Genomic DNA, 18,213 nt, shown 5'->3' with positions numbered 1-18,213 from the left:
ATCATCTTTTTGCAGACTTCGGTACAATATGAGAGTAAGTAAAAGAAGGAGGATGAAAAATGGCATCAAATATCGCAGTCTTGACATTAGGCATGCTAAAAAAACAGTTGGCCGAACTTGAAAAAGTAAATACAGTGGATGATGAAACCAAAATCTTTTTAGATACTGGTTGGGATAGTATCCAAGAAATTGCGCCTGATGCGTTGACTATTGGAGAAGCGCAACAATTCGTAGTAGAAGATGAGTGGACAAAAGAGAAGTTCAATGGATTTACATTAGTCGAAAAAGCAGAAAAAATGAATGCAACTGGAGAAAAAGAAACAGTGATCGTTATCAAAAATTTATATTAAGCGAGGGAGAGTATGAATAAAAAGCGTTGGATAGCAGTGTTGATTGCGGCAGGCTTATTGGTTGTTTCGTTGGTATCATCTAGCCTGACGTCAAATTCAAAAGAAGAAAAGCAAATGAGTGGTTTGAATAGCTTATTATATGGCACTAATGAATTATCGCCCACGGTTCTGGAAGAAGGAGATAGTTCAGAAAAAATCGTAAAATTGACTGTTGATGGGACGATCACTAGTGATGGAACATCAGGTTTGTTTGCAACAGAAGGATACAATCACGCTAAGTTTATGGAGCAATTAAATGCTATAAAAGAAGATAAAACGATCAAAGGGATGATGTTAGAAGTCAATTCTCCTGGTGGTGGTGTTTATGAAAGTGCAGAAATAGCTAAGACAATCAGTGATATCCGAAATGAACGAAATATTCCAATGTATGTCAGTATGAAAAATACAGCTGCTAGTGGCGGATATTATATCTCAGCCCAAGCAGATAAAATCTATGCAACAGAGGAAACGGTCACTGGGTCCATTGGTGTCATCATGTCAGGTCTTAATTATTCTGGTCTTTTAGAAAAATTAGGGATCGAGGATACGACGGTAAAAAGTGGTGCATTGAAAGATATGGGTTCAAGTACTAGACCACAAACGCCAGAAGATCAAAAAGTCTTACAAACTTATATCGATAATGCCTACAATCGATTTGTCAAAGTAGTCAGTACTGGACGAAATCAATCAGAAGAAGAAGTCCGAAAAATTGCGGATGGTCGTATTTATGATGGAGAACAGGCGAAAGCAGTCGGATTAGTGGATGAAATTGGGTATCCACAAGACGCGTTAAAAGCAATGAGAAGTGAGCAACATTTAGAAAACGCTCAGTTAGTAGAATATGAAACGAATACTACTGGTTTTGCAAACACATGGTTCGGTTCGAAACTTGCTCAGCTTCAAGGCCTAAAAGCTTCTGAAACAAGTCAAATCTTGTCTTTCTTAGAAAATCAAGGAACCGTTCAATCACCAAAGGCAATGTATTATTACGGAGGTGAGTAAGCATGACGAAGCAACCAGAAGATTTAACTTCACATAACAAGGCAGATCGTCCTGCTGTAGGGCCAGATCCGAGCTTTTCTCAAAAAGTACTTCAATCTTTTAAAGAAAAACCACTATCTGAAAGTGAAATCAAAGTAAAGCAACAACAATGGCAACAGTATACCGAAGATAAAGAGGAAAAAATCAATGTAAATGACTTTCCTAAATATTTTTATGCAGGATTTTGGATAAGATTTTTCGCTTTTATTGTGGATCTGATTTGTATTGGCTCAATCACACGGTTGACCATTGGATTAGCGGCTAATTTAGACTGGTTAAAAGTATCCGATTCTTATTTAAGTATTTATGGTTTTGCTGCTTTGCTGATTTACCTTGGTTATTTTATTTTATTCACGAAATTAAATCATGGTCAAACGATTGGAAAAATGATTTTTGGGATTCGTGTGATTTGCTTTAATGAATCAGATTTGAGTTGGACAACAGTGCTGGTGAGAGAAGGAGCTTGTCGGTTCATTTTGAAATTCCCATTACTTTTTGTTGGCTATTTACCGACAATCTTTAATCAAAGAAAACAGCATATTGGTGATTATTTTTCAAATACGAGTGTAGTCACGCTAAATCTAGTCAAAGCCTTTAATCAAGAAATTAATGCTTGATTCATTTTATTTTTTCAACATGGCAATCTAAAAAAGATTGTCATGTTTTTTTATGTTTGATACTATAGTTTTATTCATGATTTTACTGGCAAAGAGTCGAAGGGAGAACGAACATTGGAGCCGATTGATTTTCCTGATAAATACGAAAATCTTATGCGTCTAGCGCAACAAGCATTAGCTGATCATCAATATTTACAAGCAAAGACATTTTTACAACGAGCATTGGAGCTTAAAGGAACATTTGAGGCGAATCGTCTACTTGTCCTTTGCTTAGTTGAGCTAGATGAAAAAAAAGAAGCGCTGAATCAGGCGTTTCCTTATGAAAATGACTACCTGACAGATGAAAAAGTGGCAGCTTTTTATTTTGATCTGCTGATCCAAACAAAAGATTATCTTTATGCTCGCAAGTTAATTGCCAGCTATGATTTTTCTGATTTATTTGAGCAACTCATGGTAGAGAAGATCCAACAAGCAGAAAATTTCACGAGTCAAAATGACCGTCAAAAAATACGTAAGATTCACCTTAGTGTTGAAAAAATGCCGACAATGCCACCTGCAGAACAACTTTTGGTTGTGTCTGAGATTGAAGAGTTGCCTTATCATGAATTGGTACAAACAATCAAAAAAATGATTATCTTACCAGAGATCCACTTATTAGTGCGAGCAAAAATGTTAGAGTCACTCGTGCAAGTGAAGAAACACCAGCCAGTTGTTTATTTAACGATGGATCAGACGTTTATAGAAGTCATACCTGCAACATTACCAAAACCAGAAAAGCAGAAGGCTTATGAACAATTAATGCGATTAGCAGAAGCTTATGAAGATCAAGATGCCTATCTTAGTACAGTGCTAAAAGAAGAATTTATGATGCAATCCGCTCTTCTTTATCCTGTTTATGATACATATGTCGGTGATCCCAAAAAATGGTTTGCTGATACACTTAGCATGTATGATCCAAACTATAATAATAGACAAACAGAAGCAGAGGAAGCAGATTTCCTAGAAAAAAGGGGAAATATTTTAAGGGAAATGCTGCTCTTTCAAAGTGACCGTTGACACTTATCAGATAAAAAAGTCATGAAAAACGTGGATTCTAACCATTCAATATGTTTACAATTTGAAAGGGTTAGTGTACTATTTAAGGGTATGCATGAAACGTTTTTGATGTATAAAATGAATTTTCTAAACTCGGAGGGAACTAAATGACTGCAACATTTGAAAAAAAAGGCACAAACGATGGTGTTTTAAAATTTACGATTGCGCAAGATGAAATTCAAAAAGGATTGACAGCTGCGTTTAATAAAGTTAAAGGAAACTTGAACGTACCAGGGTTCCGTAAAGGGAAAGTTTCACGCCAAGTATTCAACCGTATGTACGGAGAAGAAGCTCTTTATGAAGACGCATTGAATGCTGTCTTACCTGAAAGCTATGAAGCAGCAGTTAAAGAAGCAGGTATCGAACCTGTATCACAACCTCAAATCGATGTTGAAAGCATGGAAAAAGGGCAAGATTGGGTGATCACTGCTGAAGTAACAGTTAAACCTGAAGTGAAATTAGGTCAATATAAAGATTTAGTTGTTGAAAAACAAGACCGTGAAGTTACTGAAGCGGATGTGGAAGAACGTATCAAACGTGAACAAGAAGCTCAAGCAGAATTAGTAATCAAAGAAGATGCTCCAGCAGAAAATGGCGATACTGTAGTGATTGACTTTGAAGGCTTTGTTGATGGCGAAGCATTCGATGGCGGAAAAGGTGAAAACTATTCACTAGAACTAGGCTCTGGTTCATTCATTCCTGGCTTTGAAGATCAATTGATCGGTAAAAAATCAGGTGAAAGCTTAGATGTAACAGTTACTTTCCCAGAAGACTATCAAGCAGAAGACCTTGCTGGTAAAGAAGCAGTGTTCAAAGTAACGGTTCATGAAGTAAAAGCTAAAGAAGTACCTGAATTAGATGACGAATTTGCAAAAGATGTAGATGATGAAGTTTCTACATTAGCAGAATTGAAAGAAAAATATCTAAAAGAATTGACAGAAGCAAAAGAAAAAGAAGCAGAAGACGCAAAAGATGAAGCTGCAATCCGCTTAGCTGTTGAAAATGCAGAAATCGTTGATCTGCCACACGTGATGGTTCACGATGAAGTACACCGTTCAATGGATGAATTTTTGAACAACATGCAACGTCAAGGTATCTCTCCTGACATGTACTACCAATTAACTGGTTCTACAGAAGAAGACTTGCACAAACAATTTGAAGGCGAAGCAGAAGTACGCACAAAAACAAATCTTGTAATCGAAGCTATCGCTAAAGCAGAAGGACTAGCAGCAACAGAAGAAGAAATCAACGCTGAAATCCAAGAATTATCTGAGACATACAACATGCCAATCGAACAAATCAAACGAGTGTTAACAGAAGATATGTTGGAACATGATGTGACAATGAAAAAAGCAATTGATTTGATTACTGGAACTGCTACTGAAGCAAAATAATCATCTTTTATTGCATTTTATCAAAGAGGAAACTGAGAGGTTTCCTCTTTTTGCATATTTTCGATTTTTGGTTCTTGTTTAGTGCTTTTGCTTTTTTTTGAATTATGGTATGATAGTAAAAGACTGTAAAGTCTGTGATAGTTTCTTGCATTTATGATGCAAGTTAAGGGGTGAAGACCATGTATGATAATCCAAGTGGCAATGAGACCGTACGTTGTTCTTTTTGCGGGAAAACACAAGAAGAAGTAAAAAAAATCGTGGCTGGTCCAGGGGTCTACATCTGTAATGAATGTATTGACCTATGCAAAGAAATCATTGATGAAGAATTTTATGAAGAAGCGGTACGTGAATTCACAGAAGTACCAAAACCATTAGAAATTTTGGAAGTCTTAAATAATTATGTGATTGGTCAAGATCGTGCGAAACGTTCATTAGCTGTAGCAGTATACAATCACTATAAGCGTGTTAATCAACAATCCCAAGAAGATGCAGATGATGTTGAACTGCAAAAAAGTAATATCTGCCTGATCGGTCCTACTGGATCAGGGAAAACTTTCTTGGCACAAACATTAGCTAAAACGTTAAATGTACCTTTTGCGATCGCTGATGCAACCAGTTTAACTGAAGCTGGTTATGTTGGGGAAGACGTCGAAAACATCCTATTGAAATTATTGCAATCAGCTGATTACAATGTGGAACGAGCTGAAAAAGGGATCATCTACATTGACGAAATCGATAAAATTGCTCGTAAAAGCGAGAATGTTTCAATTACTCGAGATGTTTCAGGTGAAGGTGTCCAACAAGCCTTATTGAAGATTTTAGAAGGAACAGTTGCCAGCGTTCCTCCTCAAGGCGGTCGGAAGCATCCTCATCAAGAATTTATCCAAATCGATACGACAAATGTTTTGTTTATCGTAGGTGGTGCGTTTGATGGGATTGAAACAATTGTTAAAAATCGTCTAGGAGAAAAGACAATCGGTTTCGGGACTAAAAATCAAAAATTAGCAGATGGCGAAAGTGTCATGCAAGAAATCATTCCAGAAGATCTATTGAAATTTGGTTTGATTCCTGAATTTATTGGTCGTTTACCAGTAATGGCAGCACTTGAAAAATTAACGACAGAAGATCTTGTGCGTATTTTGACAGAGCCAAAGAATGCTTTGGTCAAACAATACCAAAAATTACTTGCTTTGGATAATACGGAATTAGAATTTGAACCAGAGGCATTAACAGCAATCGCTGAAAAAGCAATTGCCCGAAATACTGGGGCACGTGGACTACGTTCGATCATCGAAGAAATCATGATGGATATTATGTTTGACATCCCATCTAATGAGAATATCGAAAAAGTGATCATTACGAAAGAAGCTGCTGAATTAACTGGAGAACCGACTGTCGTTTATAAAGATTCTGAGAAAAAAGCGGGATAAAAGCAGATAGAAGTTGGAGTGCTGTCGTGAAAGTTAGTTATTGCTTTTGCGGCAGCTTTGTCTTTTTATCGAAACTATTGATTAATGATTAAGGCATTCTATTGACAGCAAGCGATTCAACGTTGTGATTACTCAAAATCGACAAATAGGGAAGATGACTTTCGTTTATGTAAAAACGTACTTTCCGCAATCAACTGCAGTTTTTCGATCGTTGAATCTTAGAATGAAATCAAAAAACCTCAAAACATGAGAAGCTGTTTCGAGATTTTTTTCTTTAAGGAACGAATCAATTCATGCTTCTCGCAACCTGTTACACGGCGTTTAAGAAGCGACTCTTCGTTTATCAGAGATTGTTTATTAAAGTGATATTAAACAATCTTCTCTCATCTCGATAGAGTTCCTTTCTTTTTCAACGACCTTTTTTAGGAGAGATTTTATGAAAGTACATCAAGCAGAAATAGTGATTAGTGCAGTTGCACCAAAACAATACCCAGAATCTGATTTACCAGAAATTGCTTTAGCAGGGCGTTCAAATGTCGGAAAGTCTTCTTTTATCAATACGTTGATTGACCGAAAGAATTTAGCTCGCACTTCGGGAAAACCAGGTAAGACCCAAACATTGAATTTTTATTTGATTGAAAATGCGTTACACTTTGTCGATGTCCCTGGTTATGGTTATGCCAAAGTATCAAAGACTGAACGTGCAAAATGGGGTAAAATGATCGAAACATATATTACGACCAGAGAGCAGTTGCGAGCAGTCGTTTCTTTAGTCGATTTACGTCACAAACCTTCCCAAGAGGATATCCAGATGTATGAATTTTTGAAATATTACGATATTCCAGTGATTGTCGTAGCGACTAAAGCGGATAAGATACCACGAGGAAAATGGAACAAGCATGAAAGTGAAATCAAAAAAGCGTTGGATTTTGATAATAATGATCAGTTTATTTTATTTTCTTCTGTCACAAAGCAAGGAAAAGAAGAAGCTTGGCAGGCAATTGAAGAAGCAATTTCAGAATAAAAAACTAGTAGCAGACGAAGGACTCAAAGAGGAGAACATTCGCTTGCTACTAGTTTTTTTCTATTTTTTTGTCTGTTCTTTTTTTTTGTCATTTTTTGGTTTCAAAAAGCGATCGATTTCTTCTTTTGAAGCAACTGTTTTTTCTGGATCAACAGCAAAGGATTCAAATAATTTATCAAGATTATCTGTACGTTCAAATTTAAGCCCCAAATTATTCACCTCTTTGATTATTTGTTTCTATTCTACCATGGATAGTTACTAAAATAATTGGAAGTCGTTAAATTTTAGTTTTTTCTTATGCTTGGTTATAATTTAATTATAAAATACTTTGAAAGGAGTGAGAGCAGAGTGGAAGAACAACAATTATTAATGACGATTCAATTAACCGATTTGAATCAAAGTCAAAGAGAAAATGAATTGGAAGATTGGTTCTTTTTTATTCGGATGATGTTTAGTCCCTCATTTTTTCAGACTTCTCGTCAGACAGCACGAATATTTGAATGGACAACCTTTAAAAAGGAAGCAATGCAGGAATCTCAGTTCGCATTTGGTTGGCTGACTGTAAAAAATGAAACGAATGAGTGTCGTTTTCATTTTGATGGTCAACAATTGATCACTAAGAATATTTTGGAGAAGAATATTTTCTTACAACATGAATCGGTGATCAGAGATTATATCCAGCTTAAAATGGATAAAAATGGCGTATTTGCTTACTTACGTTCATACAATGAATTTAAGTATCATAATATTAAAGAAATTGAAGAACGGTTGAAGTTTGAAACACAAGAAGCTATTGATAAGTTGCCAAAGATGAGAGAACGATCGGGAGCGGTTGTGATTGATTGTAATCAATTGCCTGGTTACGATCTATCTCATGAGGGATTATGCTTTACTTCTTGTTGGGAAATGTATTACAGCTCTTACTACTATCGCATCATTCCGAAACAAGTATTTTTAGATGTCCAACAAGTGGAATTTGTAAAAGAGAAACAAAATGGTGTGATCTGTATTCAATTATATCGTGACCCTTTCAAATGGGCCGAGGAAACGAATCGACATTTTCAGACCTATTATCGCGACCAATTGGGATTTGATCATCTTTCTTGGGACAATGGTGTTGGGCTTTTGAAAGCCCCGTACATTGAGTATGCTTATACCGATCAAAGTATTCAATCTGTTCAATACCAAAATGAAAGAATGCAACCGACTCAGAAAAAGGATGCGACGTTCTTCGTTACTCGAAGTTATAATTTTGTCAATGATGAATACCACGAAAAGCGAGTAAGAGGGCGGTTGAATACACAAGCTTATTTTCCTTGGGTAGATGAGCAGCGGGCGCAGATGATGTTTTACAAAGTGATTGATCCCCGTATTTCTTTAGATGATGGGATCGAAGCTTATTGCTACTATATAAGAGAATACTTAGAGATCGCAGTTGACGATGAAAAATATCAAGAATATTTAGTTACTTTACGATTATACGTACCTACTGAAAATTTGACACAGCTCCCATTGAATGAAATTCGCGAAAAACTATCAGATATTCAGTTTAAGCGAATAAGAAAAAGACGAGGACGTTTAAGCTTTGACGTGAAAAAAGGTGTAAATCATCTTAGAGTAGAAATCTATGATTATCCAAAGTTAAACAAATTTGCGACATTACAAAAAATTTGAGGTGATCACATGGATAAACACTTATATTATCGGGTCATGTTACCTACAGCATTTGTAGCTTTTTTGATGTTCTTTCTTCCCAACATCCCTGTACGATCAATTTTGGGCTTTATCATTATGTTCATTGGATTAGGAAGGTACTATTATTTAGTGCATAGAAAATAAAGCATATAAAAGGTTGTGGAAGATTCGTACAGCGAATACCGTTCGTACTTCTTTACAACCAATCAAGAGTCTGGACCAGTTGAAAGTTCAGACTCTTTTTTGAATGTTTTAGATTGTCTGTGAATGTTTTTGAATGATTTTTATTGATTAATAAAAAGAATTATGCTACTATATGTCGTGAGGTGATCGTGGAAATGCTTACAGAAGAGCGCAGACAAAAAATACTACACTTGTTAGAACAAAATAAAATAGTGAAATCTCAAGATTTAGTAACACTTCTAAACGCTTCTGAATCAACGATTAGACGTGATTTGCAAGAGTTGGAGAATGATGGTCTGTTAGAAAGAATCCATGGTGGCGCGAAAAAAGGGCAACTTTTAGGGTTTGAACAGAATATGAGTGAAAAAACGCTCAAAAACGTTCAAGAAAAACAAACAATCGCTCGATTAGCAGCTCAATTAATCAATGACGATGACGTTATTTATTTAGATGCTGGGTCCACGACGTTAGAAATGATCCCATATTTGCAAGAGAAAAAGGTAACGGTAGTAACTAATTCAGTGAAACATGCAGCTAGTTTGGTTGATTTGCAACTTCCCACCATCATATTAGGTGGACAAGTTAAATTATCAACAAATGCTGTACTAGGAAATAGTACAATCAGCCAGTTAAAAAATTTCTATTTTAATAAAGTGTTTATGGGAATGAACGGTGTTGACTTGAACCGTGGATTTACAACGCCAGATCCGGAAGAAGCAGCCGTGAAACGTCTAGCAATGGCAAATGCAGAAGAAAGTTTCGTCCTGATTGATCATTCTAAGTTCAACAAGCTTAGTTTCACTTCTGTGGCACCTTTAGAAGCAGCCACGATCGTAACCGAACGTTGTCCATTGGAATTTGTTACCGATTATCGGGAACGGACAACTATCAAGGAGGCAGCTATACAATGATTTATACAGTAACATTAAATCCGTCGATTGACTTTATCGTACGTGTTGATGGGTTAAAAATCGGGGAATTGAATCGAATGAAAGAAGACTTTAAAGTTCCTGGCGGAAAAGGGATCAATGTTTCTCGAATTTTGAAAAGAATTGACTCTGATTCGACAGCCCTTGGTTTTTTAGGAGGCTTTACAGGAAACTTTATCGCAGAGTGGTTGGAAAAAGAAACAATCCAAACTTCTTTTACAACGGTTCAATCAGATACTCGGATCAATATCAAATTAAAATCTGATTCTGAAACGGAGATCAATGGTTTAGGCCCAACGATCTCAGATGAAGAAATCCAATCATTCAAGCAAGCGCTAAGTGTTGTGAACAAAGGAGACATCGTTGTCTTATCTGGTAGTACTCCTGCCAGCTTAAGAAAAGGGTTCTATCAAGAATTGATTGAGATCATTCGTGAAAAAGAAGCAGACTTTGTGATTGATACAACTGGGGATGATCTAAAAAATTCTCTTGCTAAAAGACCATTGTTGATCAAACCTAATAACCATGAATTAGCCGAATTATATCAGACACACTTTGATCGTGTGGAAGAGATTTTGCCATATGGTAAGAAACTATTAGCTGAAGGGGCACAAAATGTCTTGATATCAATGGCGGGAGATGGTGCCTTGTTATTTACTAATGAAGGTGCTTACCGATCAAACGTATTAGTTCGCCCGTTAAAAAACTCGGTTGGTGCAGGAGATTCAATGATTGCTGGATTTATTGGTGCTTATAGCAAAAATCAAGATCCAGTGGAAGCATTTAAATGGGGAGTCGCTTGTGGAAGTGCGACAGCATTTTCTGATGATTTAGCTTCTAGAGCATTGATTGATGAACTGTTACCAGAAGTTGAGATAACAAAAATAGATTCGTTTTCAGGAGGATTATCATGAATATCAAAGATTTAATGATCAAAGATGCAATGATCATGGACCTACAAGCAACTGATAAAAAAGGCGCAATTGATGAAATGGTCCAAAAAATGTTTGCTGCCGGAAGAATCTCAGATATTGAAACCTATAAAGAGGGGATTTTAGCACGAGAAGCGCAAACTTCTACCGGACTAGGTGACGGCATTGCGATGCCTCATGCAAAAAATGCAGCAGTAAAAGAAGCAACCGTACTATTTGCTAAAAGTAACAAAGGGGTCGATTATGAGGCATTAGATGGTCAGCCGACTTACCTATTCTTTATGATCGCAGCTCCAGAAGGCGCAAATGATACACACTTACAAGCGTTAGCTGCTTTATCCCGCCTTTTAGTGGATCCAGATTTTGTTGCAAAATTAAAAGAAGCAGATTCACCAGAAGCTGTACAAGAATTATTCCAAACAGCGGAAGATCAAAAAGCTGCGGAAGAAAAAGCAGAACAGGCAAAACAAGCTGAAGCTGCAACCGTTGATCCTAAGAGCAAGTTTGTTATTGCAGTAACCGCTTGTCCAACAGGAATCGCCCACACTTATATGGCGGAAGATGCTTTGAAGAAAAAAGCGAAAGAAATGGGCGTAGAGATCAAAGTTGAAACAAACGGATCAGAAGGCGTTAAAAACTTATTAACAGCTGAAGACATCGCTCGTGCGGATGGTGTAATCGTAGCTGCAGATAAAAAAGTTGCCATGGATCGTTTTGACGGGAAAGAACTTGTCAATCGTCCGGTTAGCGACGGGATTCGTAAGCCAGAAGAACTGATCAATCTTGCTTTAAGCGGTACTGCACCAGTTTATCATGGACAAGGGAAAGATACTGGTTCTGATGAAGGAAATGCAGAAGGAACCGTCGGTCAACGAATCTATAAAGATTTGATGAATGGTGTTTCTCATATGCTGCCGTTTGTTATTGGCGGTGGGATTGCAATTGCTCTTTCTTTCATGGTAGACCAATTTATGGGTGTACCACAAGATCAGCTTGCAAACCTTGGGAATTATAATCAAATTGCCAGCTGGTTCAACCAAATCGGTCAAGCTGCTTTTGGTTTCATGTTACCAGTTCTTGCTGGATTTATTGCTTCAAGTATCGGGGATCGCCCTGGTTTGATTGTTGGTTTTGCTGCTGGTGCATTAGCTAATACTGGCGGTGCAGGCTTCTTAGGGGCTTTGATCGGCGGTTTCTTAGCTGGATATGTCATTGTGTTCTTGCGTAAACTCTTCAAGAAATTACCTAAATCATTAGACGGAATCAAAACGATTCTCTTTTATCCTGTGTTTGGGTTGTTGATTACCGGGTTCTTGATGTTGTTGGTTAATGTACCGATGAAAGCAATCAATGATGCATTAAACGGATTTTTAACAAGTATGAGCGGTTCAAACGCTGCGTTACTTGGTGCTTTACTTGCAGGAATGATGGCTGCTGACTTAGGTGGACCAATTAATAAAGCGGCTTATGTTTTCGGTACAGCTACGCTAGCAACAACTGTTGCGACTGGCGGTAGTGTCGTGATGGCTTCTGTTATGGCTGGTGGGATGGTTCCACCATTAGCAATTTTTGTTGCTACTCGTTTATTCAAAAATAAATTTAGTAAAACAGATCAAGATGCTGGTCTAACGAATATTGTGATGGGCTTGTCCTTTGTAACAGAAGGATCGATCCCATTTGCAGCAGCTGATCCGATCCGCGCCATTCCAAGTTTCATTATTGGCTCTGCTTTAACAGGTGGTTTAGTTGGTGCTTTCGGTATCAAATTACTTGCTCCTCATGGTGGGATTTTCGTTGTATTCTTGTTAAGTCATCCAGTCTTGTACTTAGCATTCATCGCTATTGGTGCAATCGTTTCTGGTGTGATTTATGGTTTACTAAGAAAATCACCAACAGTAACAACAGCATAATTTTCAATTTATAAATATGAGACCTTCTTACGGAATTTAACAATAATTTTCGTAAGAAGGTTTTTTTGTGAGATTAAATGCAAATTTTTTGAAAATTAAAAAATGGAAAGCGAAATTGATCAATAGATGCATAAATATAGGATTTGTGATTAGAAATTAGTTATTTATTGACGGATATAAATGTGTATAGTATCATTTTTTTGTAATCTAATGTTAATCAAAAGCGCTTTTATATAAAAAAAGAATGGTTATAGAGGAGGGGAATATGAAAAAAAGTACAAAATGGGTTGTTTTATCGCTCTTTATTCTTTGTGCTAGTATTGTCCCAGTCAATGACTTTGATGCACAAGAAAATTCTGAGAATAGTGTAAATCTCCATGACAATGTGCAAACGAGCACAAGTGATGAGTACTCCGTTTCCTTTGAGACAACTACGGAAGAATCCCATGAAGATGTCAATAATCAAGTCACCGAAGCATCAACAAGCAGCGAAGAAACAAAACAAGTGTTAGCAGAAAACGCTGAACTGTCCGACGAAATTGGTGCAATTAGTCCTTTGGTTGGAGAAGGAACATTAGAAAGTCCTTATACTGCAGCAACAGCAGATGAATTAATTAGGGTAATGAGTTAGATCAATAATGATTCAGGTTCGGGAACCTATTATGTTGCTTTGACAGCAGACATCGTGTATACAGATGCGGATGTTTTTGAGTTTTATAAAAATATCGAGATCGATGGTCAAAATCATCATATGCTATATACCAACGCTTCCAACTCAACTGCTTCGAATACTGGTTATCGAGTGAAGATTAGTGGATTAAGAATCAAATTGAAAAACATGAATTTTGGAAGCGCGACACTAACTGATGAAAATGGCGTTATCTATGGCAACCAATCTTACTACGGGATCTTAGGGGCTGGAAGTTTATCTGTCCTCTCATTTGACGCGGTTTTTGAAAACGTCAATTATTATGGCAAGACCGGGGCGCAACTACTTCTAGCTTGGCATACAGAATCCACCTTCACCTTTGAGGGGAAAAATGAATTTGTCAGTGAAGCAGGAGCAAACAGCGAAGAGTTCATGGAAGGAAACAACATTACATTTGCGAAAGATTCGACGACGATTATCAACCACCAAACGAGTACGAATCTCGCTTTGTTTTATGGTTCAGCTTCTGGCGGATCGGGTGATCGGAAAATACGAGTCACTCTTGAAGAAAATGCGAATGTGCAATTGACATCAAGCAAAGATTATTTTTCTTATGATGGGACAGGATTAATTTTTACGATTGGTCAAAATGCTAAATTTTTGTATGAACAAACAGGTAACAAGCCAATGAATTTTACGAATGGTCAAGCAGCAGAAATCAATTTTGGCGCTAATTCACAAACTTCAATGACCAGCCAAGGCAGATTCAATTCAAATGGAAATGTTGTAATGAATGCGGATGAGCCCGATTTTGTTCGTTTTCAAAATACTTCTAATACCAACGGCTTGTTTGCTAGAAATATGACATTTAACCGGATCGATGGAGTAGCAGGAGAAATAGGAGGCTATCAATTTAGCTATTTAGCAACTGATCAAAGTTTACAAAAAAAGGAAGTAGTAGGAGCTGGTACAGCTACATTAAATGACAGTTACTTTACAAATACAGCTCTAAAACAAGCAATCTATCAAAAAAAAATCAATATTACCGATTGGAAAGCACAGCCGAGTGTAGCGGTCGGACAAAGTCAATTAGACACTACGATCAATGCTTATGAGCCAGCCAGTCGGATAGGAAAGGCAACGACGTTTAAATTAAGTACGAAACAACTTTGGAGTGAAACCGATTTAACGACTGAGGAAGCACAACAACAAGTTGAGCTTGCTGATGAAAATACAGATGGGATGATCGCAGTCGAAGAAACCGAGGGAATGACATGGACAAAAGAAAAACTACCAGCTGGAACTTATTTTGTCTATACAAAAATAGCTGGTGCCGTCAACGATGATTCCGAACTTCAAGCCTATTTAACTGAAAGCCTTTGGGTAGAACAACAGGTGGAAGTAGTCAAAAGTCCATTAAGTGTGGAAGTACCTTTAGAAATGATATTTGAATCGAAAACAGAAGGTGCATTCGACACGGCGTCTTCGACCAAACCAATCATTAGTTCGAGTAACTATCCCATTGATTTTACGATTGGCACGGTTCAAGATCTTACAGCTGATTCATCAGTTGTGCTAGTCAATCAATTTTCTGGCGGAAATCATAACGAGTTGATTCTTAATCTTGTTGCCACTGATGGGACAACGATGGGACCGTTGGTTGTCGGGCAAAATAATGTGGACAGATTGGAAATTGCCCCTTTTTTAACAGAACCAATTGAACTTTATTTAGCTGGAGAATTTTCAGGAAACATTTTACAAAAATATTATCCTAGTTATGCCTTTAATTATCAACTATCAGCTAAAGAATAAAGGGGAAAAGCAATGGAAGAAACAAAACGGAAAAAACAAAAACAGGTACTACTCATTCTACTAGGATTATTGTTGTTGCTAAGTGGCTGGCTAGTGTACCGCTATTATCTTCAAGCAAAACCAGAGCCCGTTACTATTGTCAGTGGCGAATTTTTACCCGCTGGGAAAGATGCCCAAAAAATCTCTGACTCTGAAAAGAAAAAAATCGCGCAGGTTGCAGTAGATAAAAGCAAATTCAATTTAGTTATCTCACCTGAAGCGAAAATCGATCGACAAACAGGGAGCGGCGAATTGATGATAAAAAATCCCAGTGAAAATGGCTATCCGATCAATGTAGAAATTAGAGAAAAAAAGAACAATCAACTTGTTTATACTTCCGGTGCGATTCAGCCCGGGTATGAAATAAAAAATGTCACGTTGGAACAGGCATTAGAAAAGGGGGAGTATCCATCAGTTGCTTTATTTAGTTTGTATGACCCAGACACCAACGAAAAAAAAGGTCAAGTGGCTGCAGGAGTTACATTAACAGTTGAATAAAAAATAAAAGGGGTTTATTGATATGATGAAAAAAGTACTTGTAAGTATGTTGTTTAGTGGGAGTTTTGTTGGATTTGTTGCGCCCGCAATGGTTCAAGCGGAAGACGTGATTGGTGTTGACCAAGCCGATATTCAAATCAATGGTACGATTGGATTAGATAACACAGATCCAGAAGAAGCGATTGAGGAAAGTCATGACAATTGGATCAATGTGACATTAGATACAGCGACCATATTCTATAACGTAAGCGGGCGAAATGATATTGAATCTCCAACCTATAATATTGAAAATAAATCGGGACGTCCAGTTGATGTATCCATTGCAGATTTCGCGCAAACAAATGCCGAAAGTATCACAGAAATTTCTAGTCTAAATCTTGTTTCTCCAGCAGCAACGAACACTTCCTTGATCGCCGCAGGAACACTCACAGATTTTGCGACGACACCAGTCAAACTCTTTACATTAGCAAACAATGAAGGAAAACTAACTGCAAATGGAACCGCAAATAATGCTTTTTCGACCACCTTCAACTATGCTGGAACAGTATCTTCTACCACAGCAACCAAGAGTACACCAACGTTCAATTTGACGTTGCAATTAGATGCTGTATCTTGGACAGCAGCGCCTTAAACTGATTAAAAAAGTTAGAAGGGATAATATGAAGGCAACACTTGACGTAAAAGGATCACTTGGAATTGATGCCGAACTGCCAAATGACCAGCAAGAAAGTGCAGGGGCTCAAAAACCAGGTTATGTGATTAAAACAGAAGTAAAAACGATGAGTACCTTCCCCAAAACAACGGACACAGACAGTTTAATGATTAGTTTCTTGGGAATATTCCTTGTAGGAGTAACAATTACAGTGAAGTATTTTTGGGGAAATAAAGAAAGAGAATAAGATGAAAAGTTTTTTTAAAGATAAAGATACTGGTTGTATTTCCCTATAAAATAAAAATTTGCTCTTACCACTAGCATACTGGCTAATCGTAAGAGCAAATTTTTATTGCCTAAAAGGCTTGTTTCGTCGTTAAAATCGAAGAGCGAGCAACAATCGTTTTCCGTACGCTTGAAAGATGACGTTCATCGGTTAAGATGACTAAAATGTCGCCAACATTCATGATTGTATCCCCATGAGTCAAAATCTCTTTATTTCCTCTAATAATGGAAACGAGTAACATATGTTTTGGCCAATTGAAATCTCTGACCATTCGTCCATCCAATGTACTTTCCGCAGTGATTGGAAAATCAAAGGTTGTTTTGCCGACTAATATTGGTTGTTTTTCTTGTTGAATCAATCGCTCGAGTAAAGATTCGTAAATCGGATTGCCTCCTAATAAATCATTGCTAACGTAAGCGAAGAGTGAAACGACACCTAAAGGCATCAAATGATTCAAAGAACCGACCATCTCCGTTACTAAGATAATTGCAGTCAACGGGGCTTTTCCGATTGCTGTAAAGTAACCTGCCATCGCAATCACGAGAAAGTCTTTGACATAAATCGGATTCATACCAACTAAGTTCACTAAAGCCCCTCCATAAAATGCTCCAATCAGCGCACCTAAAGTTAGGATTGGTAAAAAAATCCCGCCCGGTAAACTGGCGCCATATGAAACCATAGAAAAGAAAAACCGTAAGATAAATAGACCTGCAATCAATGTTAATGGGTAAAAGGCATGTCCTGAAGTGATGATGATCTGGTTTCCGCCCCCTAGGATTGTTGGCCAAAAATAGCCAATCGGCAAAACTAAAAGAAAAGGAACGATTCCGTGAAAGTGTGCAGGAATCGGCAGCTTTCGATAAAATTTTGGTAAGCTAAGCAAAACGATCTGATAAATATACCCTAGCACACCGAGAATAATACCTAGAATAATTAAAAAACCATAATATTTTAACGGTAAAGACGGAATTTTTCCTAGAGACAATACAGGTTTCAAACCGAAAAAATAAAGTGACACAAAATTAGCAGTGATCGCTGATGTAAAGGATGTCAGCCAAACTAATGGAGAGAAAGAATGATGGATTTCTTCTAAAACAAATAATAACCCAGCAATCGGTGCATTAAATGCTGCTGCTAATCCCGCACTCGCTCCGCTAGAGATAAGAATTTTCTTTTCAGCTGAAGAGCTGTTTAATAATTGGCTTGTTCCTTCACCAACCACTGCGCCTAACTGGATTGATGGACCTTCTCGACCTAAGAATAAACCGGAGCCAACCGATAACACGCCTCCAATAAATTTTTTCCATAGAACAGAAAACCATGAGACTGTTAATTCTCCTTGTAATTGTCCTTCAACTTGGGGAATGCCGCTTCCTTTAATATCGGGATCGCTTTTGATAAGAAATCCCACAAAAATAGCAATAATAATTGAAGCTGCTAAGATAAATGCTAAATATAAAGGTTCTTGTTGACTATGAAGGTAAACTTGTTCGGTCAATTCACCAAATTTCTCAATCGCCAAGCGAAAAATGCTAACGATACCGCCAGTGAGCAACCCAACTAAGACCCCTTTTAAAATATAATATAGTTGCGTTTTGTCGACATGTTTAAATAATGTTTTTGCTTTCATTGCTAATC

Annotated in this window: 18 protein-coding genes; 16 read left to right on the top strand and 2 right to left on the bottom strand. The window is 37.3% G+C overall.

Annotated elements, in window-relative coordinates:
• The first annotated feature begins 59 nt into the window (after window positions 1–59).
• The 7 genes from AB3H93_RS04465 (at window position 60) to yihA (ending at window position 6,990) form a co-directional block, all read left to right on the top strand.
• Window positions 60–350: a hypothetical protein gene (locus AB3H93_RS04465; protein ID WP_010737730.1), complete on the top strand. Its 291-nt coding sequence runs from the start codon at window positions 60–62 to the stop codon at window positions 348–350.
• A gap of 12 nt (window positions 351–362) precedes the next feature.
• A complete protein-coding gene (sppA, locus tag AB3H93_RS04460; RefSeq protein ID WP_010718964.1) occupies window positions 363–1,391 on the top strand; it encodes a signal peptide peptidase SppA in 1,029 nt (342 codons plus the stop codon).
• A 2-nt stretch (window positions 1,392–1,393) separates the two neighbouring features.
• On the top strand, window positions 1,394–2,047 hold the full coding sequence (locus tag AB3H93_RS04455; RefSeq protein WP_053766778.1) for an RDD family protein: 654 nt from the start codon (window positions 1,394–1,396) through the stop codon (window positions 2,045–2,047).
• Window positions 2,048–2,161: 114 nt separating this feature from the next.
• Window positions 2,162–3,103: a hypothetical protein gene (locus tag AB3H93_RS04450; RefSeq protein ID WP_010718966.1), complete on the top strand. Its 942-nt coding sequence runs from the start codon at window positions 2,162–2,164 to the stop codon at window positions 3,101–3,103.
• A 146-nt stretch (window positions 3,104–3,249) separates the two neighbouring features.
• Window positions 3,250–4,536, top strand: coding sequence for a trigger factor (tig, locus tag AB3H93_RS04445; RefSeq protein WP_010718967.1), 1,287 nt, complete (start codon window positions 3,250–3,252; stop codon window positions 4,534–4,536).
• 179 nt (window positions 4,537–4,715) lie between these two features.
• Window positions 4,716–5,966: an ATP-dependent Clp protease ATP-binding subunit ClpX gene (gene clpX / locus AB3H93_RS04440; protein ID WP_010718968.1), complete on the top strand. Its 1,251-nt coding sequence runs from the start codon at window positions 4,716–4,718 to the stop codon at window positions 5,964–5,966.
• A gap of 436 nt (window positions 5,967–6,402) precedes the next feature.
• Complete coding sequence (gene yihA / locus AB3H93_RS04435) at window positions 6,403–6,990, top strand: ribosome biogenesis GTP-binding protein YihA/YsxC (RefSeq protein WP_010718969.1); 588 nt, start codon at window positions 6,403–6,405, stop codon at window positions 6,988–6,990.
• A 60-nt stretch (window positions 6,991–7,050) separates the two neighbouring features.
• Here the strand turns inward: yihA and AB3H93_RS04430 are convergent, their stop codons facing one another.
• The gene (locus AB3H93_RS04430; RefSeq protein WP_228196819.1) at window positions 7,051–7,200 is read right to left on the bottom strand and encodes an SPJ_0845 family protein; all 150 of its coding nucleotides are present in this window, start codon (window positions 7,198–7,200) and stop codon (window positions 7,051–7,053) included.
• Between the two features lie 159 nt (window positions 7,201–7,359).
• Here AB3H93_RS04430 and AB3H93_RS04425 point away from each other — a divergent pair, with 159 nt between their 5' ends.
• From AB3H93_RS04425 to AB3H93_RS04385, 9 genes are all read left to right on the top strand, one after another.
• Entirely contained in the window at window positions 7,360–8,664 is a 1,305-nt protein-coding gene (locus AB3H93_RS04425; protein WP_368020217.1) for a hypothetical protein, read from the top strand.
• Window positions 8,665–9,023: 359 nt separating this feature from the next.
• Window positions 9,024–9,779 (top strand): DeoR/GlpR family DNA-binding transcription regulator, encoded by a 756-nt coding sequence (locus AB3H93_RS04420; protein ID WP_010718973.1) that lies wholly within the window; start codon window positions 9,024–9,026, stop codon window positions 9,777–9,779.
• The gene (gene pfkB / locus AB3H93_RS04415) at window positions 9,776–10,711 is read left to right on the top strand and encodes a 1-phosphofructokinase (RefSeq protein ID WP_010718974.1); all 936 of its coding nucleotides are present in this window, start codon (window positions 9,776–9,778) and stop codon (window positions 10,709–10,711) included. Before AB3H93_RS04420 ends, pfkB begins: the two co-directional genes overlap by 4 nt.
• Window positions 10,708–12,639 carry a fructose-specific PTS transporter subunit EIIC gene (locus AB3H93_RS04410; RefSeq protein WP_010737724.1) on the top strand — a complete coding sequence of 644 codons (1,932 nt, stop codon included), beginning with the start codon at window positions 10,708–10,710 and terminating at the stop codon, window positions 12,637–12,639. Before pfkB ends, AB3H93_RS04410 begins: the two co-directional genes overlap by 4 nt.
• 265 nt (window positions 12,640–12,904) lie before the next feature.
• Window positions 12,905–13,270, top strand: coding sequence for a hypothetical protein (locus tag AB3H93_RS04405; RefSeq protein WP_368020208.1), 366 nt, complete (start codon window positions 12,905–12,907; stop codon window positions 13,268–13,270).
• Between the two features lie 39 nt (window positions 13,271–13,309).
• Complete coding sequence (locus AB3H93_RS04400) at window positions 13,310–15,100, top strand: hypothetical protein (RefSeq protein WP_368020207.1); 1,791 nt, start codon at window positions 13,310–13,312, stop codon at window positions 15,098–15,100.
• Between the two features lie 12 nt (window positions 15,101–15,112).
• Window positions 15,113–15,637, top strand: coding sequence for a hypothetical protein (locus tag AB3H93_RS04395; RefSeq protein ID WP_010718977.1), 525 nt, complete (start codon window positions 15,113–15,115; stop codon window positions 15,635–15,637).
• A gap of 22 nt (window positions 15,638–15,659) precedes the next feature.
• On the top strand, window positions 15,660–16,268 hold the full coding sequence (locus AB3H93_RS04390) for a hypothetical protein (RefSeq protein ID WP_010718978.1): 609 nt from the start codon (window positions 15,660–15,662) through the stop codon (window positions 16,266–16,268).
• Between the two features lie 28 nt (window positions 16,269–16,296).
• Entirely contained in the window at window positions 16,297–16,536 is a 240-nt protein-coding gene (locus tag AB3H93_RS04385) for a hypothetical protein (RefSeq protein ID WP_010718979.1), read from the top strand.
• A 109-nt stretch (window positions 16,537–16,645) separates the two neighbouring features.
• On the opposite strand, the gene AB3H93_RS04380 is transcribed toward AB3H93_RS04385, so the two are convergent.
• Window positions 16,646–18,205, bottom strand: coding sequence for a ClC family H(+)/Cl(-) exchange transporter (locus AB3H93_RS04380; RefSeq protein ID WP_010737720.1), 1,560 nt, complete (start codon window positions 18,203–18,205; stop codon window positions 16,646–16,648).
• Between the last annotated feature and the right edge of the window lie 8 nt (window positions 18,206–18,213).

Source organism: Enterococcus sp. C74 (assembly GCF_040887125.1).
GTDB lineage: Bacteria > Bacillota > Bacilli > Lactobacillales > Enterococcaceae > Enterococcus_B > Enterococcus_B hirae.
This window is presented reverse-complemented; position numbering and strand designations above follow the sequence as displayed.

What these genes read in the sequence shown, in the direction of transcription:
- pfkB (WP_010718974.1), top strand. Translation starts at nt 9,776, where the DNA reads ATGATTTATACAGTAACATTAAATCCGTCGATTGACTTTATCGTACGT.
- AB3H93_RS04465 (WP_010737730.1), top strand. Translation starts at nt 60, where the DNA reads ATGGCATCAAATATCGCAGTCTTGACATTAGGCATGCTAAAAAAACAG.
- AB3H93_RS04390 (WP_010718978.1), top strand. Translation starts at nt 15,660, where the DNA reads ATGATGAAAAAAGTACTTGTAAGTATGTTGTTTAGTGGGAGTTTTGTT.
- AB3H93_RS04425 (WP_368020217.1), top strand. Translation starts at nt 7,360, where the DNA reads ATGACGATTCAATTAACCGATTTGAATCAAAGTCAAAGAGAAAATGAA.
- AB3H93_RS04385 (WP_010718979.1), top strand. Translation starts at nt 16,297, where the DNA reads ATGAAGGCAACACTTGACGTAAAAGGATCACTTGGAATTGATGCCGAA.
- clpX (WP_010718968.1), top strand. Translation starts at nt 4,716, where the DNA reads ATGTATGATAATCCAAGTGGCAATGAGACCGTACGTTGTTCTTTTTGC.
- AB3H93_RS04380 (WP_010737720.1), bottom strand. Translation starts at nt 18,205, where the DNA reads ATGAAAGCAAAAACATTATTTAAACATGTCGACAAAACGCAACTATAT.
- AB3H93_RS04420 (WP_010718973.1), top strand. Translation starts at nt 9,024, where the DNA reads ATGCTTACAGAAGAGCGCAGACAAAAAATACTACACTTGTTAGAACAA.
- AB3H93_RS04410 (WP_010737724.1), top strand. Translation starts at nt 10,708, where the DNA reads ATGAATATCAAAGATTTAATGATCAAAGATGCAATGATCATGGACCTA.
- AB3H93_RS04455 (WP_053766778.1), top strand. Translation starts at nt 1,394, where the DNA reads ATGACGAAGCAACCAGAAGATTTAACTTCACATAACAAGGCAGATCGT.
- AB3H93_RS04405 (WP_368020208.1), top strand. Translation starts at nt 12,905, where the DNA reads ATGAAAAAAAGTACAAAATGGGTTGTTTTATCGCTCTTTATTCTTTGT.
- AB3H93_RS04395 (WP_010718977.1), top strand. Translation starts at nt 15,113, where the DNA reads ATGGAAGAAACAAAACGGAAAAAACAAAAACAGGTACTACTCATTCTA.
- tig (WP_010718967.1), top strand. Translation starts at nt 3,250, where the DNA reads ATGACTGCAACATTTGAAAAAAAAGGCACAAACGATGGTGTTTTAAAA.
- yihA (WP_010718969.1), top strand. Translation starts at nt 6,403, where the DNA reads ATGAAAGTACATCAAGCAGAAATAGTGATTAGTGCAGTTGCACCAAAA.
- sppA (WP_010718964.1), top strand. Translation starts at nt 363, where the DNA reads ATGAATAAAAAGCGTTGGATAGCAGTGTTGATTGCGGCAGGCTTATTG.